This is a genomic window from Roseburia sp. AF42-8, from assembly GCF_003435965.1.
GTDB classification, from domain to species: Bacteria; Bacillota; Clostridia; order Lachnospirales; family Lachnospiraceae; genus Roseburia_C; species Roseburia_C amylophila.
Map to the genome: position 1 here is coordinate 1 of NZ_QTVB01000049.1, position 13,066 is coordinate 13,066.

At 41.6% G+C, this 13,066-nt stretch carries 10 protein-coding genes; 8 read left to right on the plus strand and 2 right to left on the minus strand.

What is annotated here, in order from left to right; all coding sequences use genetic code 11:
* Nucleotides 1–147 precede the first annotated feature (147 nt).
* From DW059_RS13390 to DW059_RS13420, 7 genes are all read left to right on the plus strand, one after another.
* Complete coding sequence (locus DW059_RS13390; RefSeq protein WP_242986269.1) at nt 148–1,995, plus strand: peptidoglycan binding domain-containing protein; 1,848 nt, start codon at nt 148–150, stop codon at nt 1,993–1,995.
* A 579-nt stretch (nt 1,996–2,574) separates the two neighbouring features.
* Entirely contained in the window at nt 2,575–3,741 is a 1,167-nt protein-coding gene (locus DW059_RS13395; RefSeq protein ID WP_199534364.1) for a galactokinase, read from the plus strand.
* Between the two features lie 17 nt (nt 3,742–3,758).
* Nucleotides 3,759–5,291 (plus strand): UDP-glucose--hexose-1-phosphate uridylyltransferase, encoded by a 1,533-nt coding sequence (gene galT / locus DW059_RS13400; protein WP_117699124.1) that lies wholly within the window; start codon nt 3,759–3,761, stop codon nt 5,289–5,291.
* A gap of 208 nt (nt 5,292–5,499) precedes the next feature.
* A complete protein-coding gene (locus DW059_RS13405) occupies nt 5,500–6,399 on the plus strand; it encodes a DMT family transporter (protein ID WP_117699125.1) in 900 nt (299 codons plus the stop codon).
* Nucleotides 6,400–6,458: 59 nt separating this feature from the next.
* On the plus strand, nt 6,459–7,658 hold the full coding sequence (locus tag DW059_RS13410) for a pyridoxal phosphate-dependent aminotransferase (protein WP_117699126.1): 1,200 nt from the start codon (nt 6,459–6,461) through the stop codon (nt 7,656–7,658).
* A gap of 55 nt (nt 7,659–7,713) precedes the next feature.
* Nucleotides 7,714–8,775 (plus strand): histidinol-phosphate transaminase, encoded by a 1,062-nt coding sequence (gene hisC / locus DW059_RS13415; RefSeq protein WP_117699127.1) that lies wholly within the window; start codon nt 7,714–7,716, stop codon nt 8,773–8,775.
* Nucleotides 8,776–8,795: 20 nt separating this feature from the next.
* Nucleotides 8,796–9,263, plus strand: coding sequence for a COG2426 family protein (locus tag DW059_RS13420; RefSeq protein WP_117699128.1), 468 nt, complete (start codon nt 8,796–8,798; stop codon nt 9,261–9,263).
* A 115-nt stretch (nt 9,264–9,378) separates the two neighbouring features.
* Here the strand turns inward: DW059_RS13420 and DW059_RS13425 are convergent, their stop codons facing one another.
* Complete coding sequence (locus tag DW059_RS13425; RefSeq protein ID WP_117699129.1) at nt 9,379–10,383, minus strand: ABC transporter substrate-binding protein; 1,005 nt, start codon at nt 10,381–10,383, stop codon at nt 9,379–9,381.
* A 130-nt stretch (nt 10,384–10,513) separates the two neighbouring features.
* On the opposite strand from DW059_RS13425, the gene DW059_RS13430 reads away from it, so the two are divergent.
* Entirely contained in the window at nt 10,514–11,245 is a 732-nt protein-coding gene (locus DW059_RS13430; protein ID WP_117699130.1) for a phosphatase, read from the plus strand.
* A gap of 683 nt (nt 11,246–11,928) precedes the next feature.
* On the opposite strand, the gene bsh is transcribed toward DW059_RS13430, so the two are convergent.
* Nucleotides 11,929–12,915, minus strand: a complete 987-nt coding sequence (gene bsh / locus DW059_RS13435; protein WP_117699131.1) for a choloylglycine hydrolase — start codon at nt 12,913–12,915, stop codon at nt 11,929–11,931.
* Nucleotides 12,916–13,066: the final 151 nt, after the last annotated feature.

Sequence of the window (13,066 nt, forward strand, 5' to 3'; positions counted from 1 at the left end):
TTTAATGGAAAAGGAACATTTTCATTGTGCAAGAATACAAGAAAATGTATTTCATTTTTTAAATAAATATTACAAATGCGGGATTTCATTGACAAAGAAAAACGGTCAACTATAATGGAAACTAGCAAAATAGAAAGGTTAAGGGATATGAAGAAGAATGAAGAGAAACAGCAGGAAACTGCAAAGGAAAAAATGAGCAGAAAAAAACTCCTTTGTGTAATCGGAATTCCTGTAGGAATATTAGTTGTGATTTATCTGGTACTGGCACTGTTTTTTCAGAGCCATTTTGCATTTCGTACCACGATAAATAATGTGGGGGTATCCGCTTCCTCAACCAGTGGTGTGGAAAAGAAGATTACGAAGCAGGCATCCAGGTATGAGATGAAGCTGGTGGAGCGTGAGGATAAGACAGAGAGCATCAATGGAACAGACATTGATATGGAGCCGGTATTTGATAAGCAGGTAAAAGAGCTTTTAAAGAAGCAGAATGGATTTGCATGGCCGTACTATCTTATTTCTCCACGGAAATACGAAGTGGAGACCATGATATCTTTTGATGAAGAAAAATTGAAGGATGTTCTGGATAATTTATCCTGTATGGATGAAAGCAAATGGACGGATTCCGAAAATGCACAGATTAAGGATTATACAAAGGATGGCTATGAAGTGCAGCCGGAGGTATATGGAACAAAAATCGATAAGGATGCATTTACGGAGAAAATCAAAGAAGCCTTGGATAAAATGCAGCCGGAATTTGACCTTTCCGGGGAAGGCTGTTATGAAGACCCTAAGGTAAAAGAAGAGGATGATGTATTTCAGGATGCATTGGATACTTTGAATAAATATACCCAGATGAAGATTACCTATCAGGCAGAAGGCAAGGATGATGTGGTTTTGGATGGAGAAACCATCAGTACCTGGCTTTCTGTGGATGATGATTTCAATGTGTCTGTAGATGATGAGGCATTGAGCGCTTATGTAAAAGCTATGGCAAAAAATTATAATACCGCCTATGGAAACCGGACACTGGATACCTCTTATGGACAGACAGTGACAATTTATGGTGGAAATTACGGATGGTGGGTAGATAATGCAGCTGAAAAGGAAATGATACTGGAGGATTTGAAAGCCGGTAAGGATGTAACAAGAGAGCCGGTTTATTCCCAGACGGCTAACAGCCATGGTGAGAATGACTATGGTAATACATATGTGGAAATCAATCTGACCGCACAGCATTTGTTTTTCTATAAGAACGGATCGCTGGTGGTAGAATCTGATTTTGTCTCCGGTAACCTTGCAAAGAATCATGGAACGCCGTCCGGCTCTTTTGGTGTTACTTATAAGGCAAAGGATGCGGTGCTTCGCGGCGAAGATTATGAGTCTCCGGTATCTTTCTGGATGCCGTTTAACGGTGGTGTTGGAATGCATGATGCCAGCTGGAGAAGTACTTTTGGTGGAACAATTTATAAAAGAAGCGGTTCACATGGATGTATCAATCTTCCATACAGTGCAGCAAAAACAATTTATGAAAATATAGAAGCTGGTTATCCGGTGCTTGTTTATGAACTGCCGGGAACCGAGAGCCAGAAGGGCAAGGATATGGATGCAGCATCTGCAGTAGATGAGGCAATCACCTCCATTGGAACAGTAACCCTGGACTCCGCAGGAACCATTGCGTCTGTCCGTTCCCAGTATGATGCTTTATCTGACAGCGCCAAAGCATATGTAAAGAATCTGAATGTGCTGACAGCAGCCGAGTCAGCTCTGTCACAGTTGCAGTATGAACAGGCCCTGCAGGAATTGCAGAATCAGGAAAGTATAGATGCACAGAATGTAACGAATACAATCATGGCATTGCCAGATACGATAACTGCCACAGATGCAGCAGCAGTAGCCAATGCAAGAAATGCCTATAATGCCTTAAGCGAGGGCGCAAAAGCGAAGGTACCACAGAGTGCACTGGACAAGCTGGCAGCCGCTGAAGCAGCCTTGTAAAATAAAAGCAGGGAAAGAGAACACTACCCTCGGTTCAGACAATTCTAATGACATCGGAAATAAAATTGAAAATAGAAATGTAATAGAAATAACACCAGCCTCTGCCTGGATGATTGCAGATGCATGAGGGAGGGCTGTTAGGGACTTATGAAATTCGTTTGGAAACAGGCAACGCCGGTACAGGGATGTACCGGCGAGGCGCAGATGAACATGGATGTGAATTTGCGCCGGTTGTCAGAATCATATATGTTTTTATCGAATTTCCAATGTCCCTTACAGCCCTCACTCGTATCTGAATCATTCAGTCAGAGACTGGTGTTTTTATATAAGATTTTATATTTTCACAGTTATTTATAAATCCTTATCATGCATATGGAAAAATGTTGCCAAATAGCAATTGAGATGTTGCAGACTAGAACGGCAATATTGCAAAGAAACAGGGCATATAGTATAATCTTATCAAGAAGTAAAAAATATAAATTATGTTGCTGACGAGCACAAAGACAGATGAATAATATCCTGTGAAAATGTGCCGGATAACAGGAACGGATGAAAATAAATCGAAAGGAGAATGTATTGATGAAGGAGCAGGTTTTGACAAGGTTTAAGGAATTATTTGGGGATGAAGGAGACATCCGTGTGTATTTTGCACCGGGACGTGTGAATCTGATTGGAGAGCATACGGATTACAACGGAGGTCATGTATTTCCATGCGCACTGACCATTGGAACTTATGGCGTGGCAAGAAAACGTGCCGATAAGAAACTGAGATTTTATTCCATGAATTTTGAACAGCTTGGTGTGCTGGAATCTTCCATTGAAGGCTTGAAACCGGAGAAAGAAGCAGACTGGACGAATTATCCGAAGGGTGTTATCTGGGCGTTTGGAGAAAAGGGCATGCAGGTAGATACCGGACTGGATTTGTTATTATTTGGAAATATCCCGAATGGTTCCGGACTTTCTTCTTCTGCATCTGTTGAGGTACTGACCGGATATATCTTAAAGGACTTATTCGGATTTGGTGTAACGAATCAGGATCTGGCTTTAATCGGACAGTTTTCAGAGAATAAATTCAATGGAGTGAATTGTGGCATCATGGATCAGTTTGCCATTGCCATGGGAAAAGCAGAGCATGCAATTTTCTTAGACACGGCTACTTTAAAATATGAATATGCGCCGGTTCGTTTAAAAGATGCTAAAATTGTAATTTCCTGCAGCAATAAGAAGCGTGGTCTGGGTGATTCGAAATATAATGAACGTCGTGCAGAGTGTGAGGAAGCACTGGCAGAATTACAGAAGGTGGTGGACATCAAAAGTCTTGGTGAATTGTCCGAGGAACAGTTTGAAGAATATAAGGGAGCCATCGGAAGTGAGGTCCGCATGCGTCGGGCAAAACATGCGGTATATGAGAACCAGAGAACCCTAAAAGCAGTGGAAGCTTTGAAAGAAAATGATGTGGAAACCTTTGGAAAGCTGATGAATGCATCCCATGTATCCTTAAGGGATGATTATGAAGTAACCGGAATTGAACTGGATACCTTAGTGGAAGAAGCCTGGAAGGTGGATGGAGTCATTGGATCCCGTATGACAGGCGCAGGCTTTGGCGGATGCACCGTCAGTATTGTAAAGGATGAAGCGGTAGAGCATTTTATTGAAGCAGTAGGCAGTGCATATGAAAAGAAAATTGGATACAGCGCAGATTTCTATGTAGTAGAAATTGGAGACGGTCCATCCAGACTGGCATAAGAAACAGGAGGTAAGTTATGATTTGTGAAGATATCTTAAAATTAACAGAATATGGCATGGTAACCGGACTGGTTCCGAAGGAAGATGAAAGATTTACCATCAACCGCCTGCTGGAATTGTTTGAATTAGAAGAATTAGATGAGGACGCTGTGGCAGCTTATCAGTCACGGACTCCGATGAGCAGAGAAGAAGCAGAAGAGAGTCTGGAAGAATTATTAAACCGTCTGCTGGATTATGCTTATGAAAAAGGCATTTTGAAGGAAAACAGTGTAGTATACCGAGATTTATTTGATACGAAAATCATGGGAATGCTGATGCCGAGACCAGGTGAAGTAATTCATAAATTTCAGAGCCTTTATGAGAAGGATGCAAAGGCGGCAACAGATTATTATTATACTCTCAGCCAGGACAGCAATTATATCCGCAGATACCGTATCATGCGGGATATGAAATGGACCGCAGAGACGGAGTTTGGTGAACTGGATATTACAATTAACTTATCCAAGCCGGAAAAGGACCCGAAAGCCATTGCAGCTGCAAAGCTGGCAAAACAGAGCGGCTATCCGAAATGCCTTTTGTGTAAGGAAAATGAAGGTTATGCAGGAAGAGTCAACCATCCGGCAAGACAGAATCACCGTATTATTCCGGTAACCATCAATCATAGTGACTGGTTCTTACAGTATTCTCCTTATGTGTACTATAATGAGCACTGCATCGTGTTTAATGGAAAGCATACACCGATGAAAATCGAGAAGGCAACCTTTGGAAAACTGCTGGATTTTGTAAAACAGTTTCCACATTATTTCGTCGGTTCCAATGCAGACCTGCCGATTGTAGGAGGCTCGATTTTAAGCCATGATCATTTTCAGGGTGGACATTATGAATTTGCCATGGCAAAGGCACCGCTGGAAAAAGAGATTACCTTTGCGGGCTTTGAAGATGTGAAAGCCGGAATTGTAAAATGGCCGATGTCAGTTATCCGCCTGTCCGCACCGGATACAGAACGACTGATTGAGCTGGCAGATAAAATACTTCTGACCTGGCGTGGCTATACGGATGAGGCAGCATTTATTTTTGCAGAAACAGACGGGGAGCCACATAATACCATTACGCCAATTGCAAGAAAACGAGACAATAATTACGAACTGGATTTAGTGCTTCGTAATAATATTACAACAAAGGAGCATCCGCTGGGCGTATATCATCCGCATGCAAAGCTTCATCATATTAAGAAGGAAAACATCGGCTTAATCGAGGTAATGGGTCTGGCAGTGCTGCCGGCACGTCTGAAGGACGAGATGGCACAGCTTAAGACGGCAATTCTTTCCAGGGCTGATTTACGGAACAATGAAGTTTTAAGTAAGCATGCAGACTGGGTAGAGGAATTTTTGCCGAAATATGAGAGCATTACGGAAGAAAATATTGACGGGATTATCCGAAAGGAAATCGGACTGGTATTCCGTGAAGTTCTTCTGGATGCCGGTGTATACAAATGCACCGAAGAAGGAAGAGAAGCATTCTTACGCTTTATTGACACGGTAAATAAATAGAAAAAGGTGTTTATCTGGGAGAGGGATTCTGGTTAACATAAGAAAAGAGCATCATTGGCATAAGGTGTCATCCAATGGGAAGGATGAAAAGCACCGCCTCTGATGCTCTTTGTTGTATGTTATGACTCTTGCAAGAAGGAAAGAAATGCATTAATATAAGAGCAATATGATAAATTATGCAAAAGAATAAGGACAGAATGGAGATTTTATGAAACAGCAGATAAAGAGTTCTTTGATATTATTATTGACCGCAACCATCTGGGGCGTTGCTTTTGTAGCCCAGAGTGTTGGCATGGAATATATTGGTCCTTTTACTTTTAATGCAATCCGATGTGTTTTGGGTGGACTGGTGTTAATCCCGGTTATTTTGTTATTAAACAGAAAGAAAGAGGCAGGAGCAGAGACAGGGGCAAAGGAGAATAAAAGAATTTTATGGACAGGTGGAATTGCCTGTGGTGTAATTCTTTGCATTGCATCCAATCTGCAGCAGTTTGGCATTATGGAAGCAAGCGTTGGTAAATCTGGCTTTTTTACGGCGTTGTATATTGTGATGATTCCGGTTATCGGCATCTTTATTGGAAAGCGTCCGGGAATCAAGCTGTGGTTTTGTGTAGCACTGGCAGTTGTGGGAATGTATTTACTCTGCATGAAGGATGGCAGCTTTACCATTGAGCGGGCAGACATCATGCTTCTTTTATGTGCACTGGCATTTTCCTTTCATATACTGGTGGTTGATTATTTTTCACCGAAGGTAGACGGCGTAAAAATGTCCTGTATACAGTTTTTTGTATGCGGAGTACTTTCAGCAGTAGGAATGCTGTTTACAGAGACACCGGATATTTCCAATATTCAGGCGGCATGGCTGCCTTTGTTGTATGCGGGACTTCTTTCCTGCGGCGTTGGCTACACCTTGCAGATTGTAGGACAGAAAGGCATCAACCCGGTTATCGCATCCCTTATTATGAGCCTGGAATCCGTGATTTCCGCACTGGCTGGCTGGGTGATCTTGGGACAGGTATTATCACCAAAAGAAATTTTAGGCTGCGTATTGATGTTTGTGGCAATTATTATCACGCAGATTCCCATCGGAAACAAGAAAACAGATTGATTTTACGGATAGTCTCAGCTATACTGTAACAGAATAGAAAGAGAAAGAAGGCATAAGATATGTTGTCAAAAAAGATAAAACAGGCAATGGCAGGAAGCTCTGCAATTCGTGCCATGTTTATGGAAGGAAAAGAAATGGCTGCCAGATATGGGGCAGAAAATGTGTATGATTTCAGCCTTGGCAATCCGGCTACACCGGCACCGGAAAAAATTAAGACAGCAATTTATGATATTTTGGATAAAGAAGACCCGCTTGTGGTGCATGGATATATGGCAAATGCAGGCTATGAGGAAGTAAGGGAGGCAATTGCAGAGAACTTAAATGAACGCTTCGGAACCAATTTCCATGGGAAGAACCTGATTATGACAGTTGGTGCAGCAGGTGGTCTGAATATTATTTTTAAGACGATTTTAGATCCGGGCAATGAAGTTATGGTATTTGCTCCGTATTTTGGTGAATATAAAAACTATGCCGCAAACTTCGATGCAAAGATTGTGGAAGTCATGCCAGATGAAGCAGATTTTATGCCGGATTTAGCAGACTTTGAACGAAAAATTACAAAAGATACAAGAGCGGTTATCATCAACAATCCGAACAACCCGACCGGAGTGGTATATTCAGATGCAACCTTAAAAGAGATTGCCAGAATTTTAACTGTGAAGGAAGAGGAATTTGGAACCGATATTTATCTTATTTCCGATGAACCATACCGTGAACTGGTTTACGACGGCGTACAGGAGAATTTTTTGACAAAATATTATAAAGATACGCTGGTAGGATATTCCTTCAGTAAATCTTTATCACTTCCGGGCGAGCGGATCGGTTATGTGGTAGTGCCGGATGAAGCGGCAGATTCCGCAGAATTAATCGAGGGAATTACCGTATCAAACCGTACTCTTGGCTTTGTAAATGCACCATCCCTGATTCAGAAAGCGGTGGCAGAGTGCTTAAATGAAAAGACCAATCTTGAATTTTATGACCGCAACCGTATTGCCTTGTATGAAGGATTAACAAAACTCGGATTTACCGCTATCAAGCCCCAGGGAGCATTTTATCTGTGGCTGAAATCTCCGGTTGCAAAGGAAGAAGAATTTGTAGAAGCTGCCAAGAAATACCATTTGATTCTGGTAAAAGGAAGTGCCTTCGGCTATGGCGGTTATGTACGTCTTGCATACTGCACTTCTTATGAGACAGTAGTAAATTCCATGCAGGCATTTGCAAAGCTGGCAGCAGAGTATGGACTGAAGGCAGCAGAATAAAAAATCGGAAAACGAAAGAATGATAAAATCAAGCAGCAGATAGAAGGAGTAAGACATGAAAGCATGGGAAAATAATATACGCAAAGTTATCCCGTATGTTCCGGGAGAACAGCCGAAGAAAGAGAAAATGATAAAACTGAATACCAATGAGAACCCATATCCACCGGCACCGGGAGTAAAGGATGTTTTAACCTCTTTTGATACCGACCGGCTGCGTCTTTATCCGGATCCAAAGATTGAGAAACTGACGGACGCCATTGCAGAACGATATGGTTTAAATTCCAATCAGGTATTTGTGGGCGTTGGCTCAGATGATGTACTTGCCATGTGCTTTATGACATTTTTTAATTCCAATCGTCCGATTCTGTTCCCGGATATTACTTATTCTTTCTATGATGTCTGGGCAGAGGAATTCCGTATTCCATATAAGCAGATTCCACTGGATAGGGATTTTACGATTCGCCTGGAGGATTATGCTGGGGAAAACGGAGGAATTGTATTTCCAAATCCAAACGCACCGACAGGAAAACTGCTTCCGTTAGAAGATGTGGAACGCATCATTGCACAGAATCCGGATGTCATTGTTATTGTGGATGAAGCATATATTGATTTTGGTGGAACATCAGCATTGCCGCTTATTGATAAATATGACAATGTGCTGGTAGTCCAGACCTTTAGTAAATCCCGTTCCATGGCAGGCATGCGGATTGGATATGCGATGGCACAGCCTGAATTAATCAAATATTTGAATGATGTTAAATATTCATTTAATTCTTACACCTTAAATTCCCTTACGATTGAAATGGGAACGGCTGCTATTTTGGATGAAGCTTATTTTAAAGAGACAACACAGAAGATTATTGCAACGAGAGAGCGTACCAAGGAAGAACTTCGGGCACTGGGATACCGGATGGATGATTCAAAGAGTAACTTCCTCTTTGTAACCCACGATACGATTTCCATGGAGAAGCTGTTTGAAGATTTGAAGAAGGAAGACATTTATGTCCGTCATTTCTCTAAACCGGAGAGGATTGCAAATTACCTGCGTATTACCATTGGTACAGATGAAGAAATGGATACGCTGATTACGTTTTTGAAAAACTATAAACAGTCATAATTCATTAGGAAAGGAGTATTATGTTATTACATTATCTGATCGTATTTTTGGTTTCTATGGTACCATTGGTTGAACTGAGAGGAGCAATTCCGTTTTCGCAGGGGTTTGGACTTCCATTGATACCATCTTATATTATTTCTATCATTGGAAATATGCTGCCGGTACCATTTATTTATTTCTTTGCAAGAAAAGTACTGATTTGGGGTGCAGATAAGCCTGTTATTGGAAAATTTTTCAGCTGGTGTCTGGAAAAAGGTGAAAAGGGTGGTAAGAAGCTGCAGGCAAAGGCTGGAAGAGGATTATTCCTGGCATTACTGCTCTTTGTTGGAATCCCGGTGCCGGGAACCGGAGCCTGGACAGGAACTCTGGCAGCCAGCATCTTAGATATGGATTTTAAATCATCTGTTATTGCAGTGATGCTTGGCGTATTGCTGGCTGGTGTAATTATGATGTTAATCAGTGTTGGTGCATTTTCTATGATTCGCTAACAGAGTGGAATGTAAAAAGGATATCTAAGGGATAAAAAGCACAGCATGTATAGTAATGTTATTTACTATATATTCTGTGCTTTTTAAATGATGATTTAATTTCTGATATTTTAAACTACAGTGTGGATGCTTTTTCGGCAAAATCTGTATTTACAAGATCTTCATAAGGAGCGGCACCGGAGAGAACACCGGACTCTTCTAAAATAGTAAGCATTAAGTCATAGCCTTCTTCCCGGAGTATTAAATCTGTGTTCCAGGTTTCCTGGTCGTAGTAGCGGCTTACAATAAGTGTAAGGGTTTTAAGATCTGTTTCACTAAACTGTGGTGCAATGACAGTTGCGATTTCTTCCGGACTGTGACCTGCTACATAATCCATGCCTTTCTGTAAAGCATTGGTGAAATGCTGGATAAGGTCGGCATTTTCCTTAAGATAGCTTTCTTTGGCACAGAAAGCTGTATAAGGAAGGTAACCGGAATCTACACCAATGGATGCTACCACATAGCCATCGCCGGACTGCTCCAAAGCAGTGGCGGATGGTTCAAATTCAATGGTATAATCCCCCTGTCCGCCGGAAAAAGCCGCTGCGGTAGAACCAAAGTCAATACTCTGGTCGATTTTGACTTCGGAAGGAGAAACACCATTTTCCCGGAGTACATATTCATATACCATTTCCGGTGTGCCACCGGCTCTTCCGCCCAGCACATCTTTTCCAATCATATCTTCATAGGAAAAGGAATCGGTGTTTTCCCTTGCAACCACAAAGTTACCGGCACGCTGGGTAAGCTGTGCAAAATTAATGACATGGTCTTTTGCGCCTTCCGTGTAGGCATAAATGCTTGCCTCCGTTCCCATGAATCCTACATCTGCATCCCCGGAAACAACGGCAGCCATGGTTTTATCCGCTCCAAAGCCGGTGGTCAATGAGAGCTCGATTCCCTCATCTTCAAAGTAGCCTTTTTCGATGGCCACATACATCGGTGCGTAAAAGATGGAATGTGCCACTTCGTTTAATTTTACGGTTGTTAATGCTTTAGAATCATCTGATTTGCAGGCACAAAGCGGGAAGGACATAAGAAGAATTAAGAAAAGAGAAATACCTTTTTTATAAAATCGTTTCATAGAGCATCCTTAAAAGACATTTGTATTATAGTATGAAAGACAGATGAAAATGTGCTATGATGGATAAGATAGGGTTGTCTGAAATTCAGAAAACAGTATTAAGACAAGAGATATAAAAGGAGAACAGAACATGAACGACTACGTAGACCTTCATACTCATACAATTGCAAGCGGACATGCTTACAGTACTATTGAAGCAATGATAAAGGCGGCAGAGCAGAAAGGAATCCGTCTCTTTGGTATTACAGAGCATGCTCCGAAAATGCCGGGAACCTGTAGCGAGTTATATTTTAATAATCTTCGCGTGCTGGAAAGAAAGCATGGAGAAATGTATATGCTGTTTGGCGCAGAACTTAATATCATGGATATGGAAGGGCATGTGGATTTGCCGGAGCGTACCTTAAAGCAGATGGATTTGTGCGTTGCAAGTATGCATGGTCCGTGTTTTCATCCGGGAACCATAGAAGAAAATACGAAAACTTATCTGAATGTGATGAAAAATTCCTATGTAAATATTATCGGACATCCAGATGATTCTTATTATCCGGTGGATTATCGTGCATTGGTGGAAGGTGCAAAGGAACATCATGTATTGTTAGAGGTCAACAATGGCTCCCTGACACCGGGTGGCTTCCGGCAGAATACGAAGGAAAACAGCTGCAAAATGTTAGAACTTTGCAAGGAATATAAAGTTCCGGTTATCATGGATTCCGATGCGCATGTGGATACTGCAGTTGGGAATCATCAATATCCATTGGAAGTTATTCAGATGGTAGATTTTCCGGAAGAACTGGTGGTCAATACCAATGTGGAACTGGCGAAGAGTTTCTTGAATTATTTTAAATCACCGGAACATCTATAAGGAGTTATCACAGGTGAGAAAAGAATATCAACAGCGGTATTGACAGAAAACAAGAGTTAGCATAAACTAACTCTTGTAAGGAACATTACAATACACACAAAATACTTTGGACGTAAAGGGAGCAGACTTTTGATGCGGGTCTGCTCCTTTTATATGTCATCCATTAGGGGATTGCGATGTGGGAGAAAAATTTATTAAAAAATTTTGCAGCAGTCGAAGCACATTGATTTTCATATGATGAAACGTCACCGTTCTAAGAGGTCTGTTTTTCTTTTTACGATAAAAACCGTCTTTTCCATGTTTGACAAAATATTGGTACTGATCGTCGAAGTGCAGATGCCTGATAAGGGCTGTTAGGGGCACTTGGAATTTCGTCTGGCAACAGGCAACGCTGGTACAGGGATGTACCAGCGAGGCACATTTGAACATGGATGTGAATTTGTGTCGGTTGCCAGATGAAATGAAAAGTATATCGAAATTCCCAGTGCCCCTTGCAGACATTAGGTGGCATCTGCCCTCGACGGACAGTACCAATATTCTGTCAAAGCAACCGAAAAGACAGTTTATCATCAAGAAAAACAGACCCCTAAGAACGGTTGACATTTCACATAAAAGAAAATCAGATGTGCTTTGACTGCTGCAAAATTCTTTGATTCTAAATGTTATCTCCACATCGCAATCCACTAATTCTGCCAGTGAATCCCATCCGCATCAAGAACCGCAAACCGGATCAACTCTGCACTGTCCAGGTTCTCATGATGCATATCGATTCCGTTAATTGAATGATTATCATAGGTCGTATAGTAATAAATCCCCTTATCCGCATTGCAGCAGGAAGTATAGATTGTAATTTCATATTTGTTATCAGCAACTTCACAGCAGCCCCGCTGCTGGTCGACGGAACCTAAGATATGAAAGAACTGGCTGACACTTTCGATTTCTGAACTGCCGGAAATGGAATGTAGTCTGGTGAAGGCAACCCGGATAAAACGGGATTGGGAAGATAAATCGCCCGGCAGACCCAAAGCCCCCATACCGCGGCTGTAAGCCTGTAAGTTGAGCTTGTCGGAGAAATGATTTTCCGGCTGCCTGGATGAGAGAGCCGCATAATTATTTAAAGCAAACATCTGCATTGGAAAAGGTGGATTGTTGGTCAGCACACCGGCAGGATTGTCATAGATATGAAGCCCGTCTGCCATGGATTCCACAACGATGTTTTCGCTTTTATCGGCAATCATCCAGTGAAGCTGTGCTGCCGGAAAATGGCTGGCAAAAACAGTTCCAACGAGATTCATCTGTACTAATTTTTCTTTGGCTTCTGAAACAGAAGCACACTGGCTTAGAATCCATGGAATAAATTCAAATTGTGCAACATTTTCTTTTGTATCAATAATATCAGCATAAGCGGCATTTCCCACAAAGTTAAGCCCTGCCATGCAGACACCTTTTTCATTGCAGGCATCATAATAAAGAGGATAGTCAACACCATTGTCTGGTGCTACATGAGCCATGCCAATCATGGCATAGTGGGAGCTTAAAGTCCCGGCATGACGGAAATGAAAAGGATAGTTGCGAGGGGTGATGGTGACTTCATCACCATAAGAAAATTCATAATCAAGGGTTCTGCCCATGTAGAAGTTCTTTGTTTGATAAGTAGCTGCGGTGCACATAAAATAGCCTCCTTTTATCTTTCTTTTGTATTAGTATTCTGCTGATAAATCAGATTTATGTAATAGGACTATTATAACGTGGATACAGGGGTAAATCAAATTAAGAAATAATGAGAAAAAATATCAATACGAAAGGTTCTATTTTCAATAG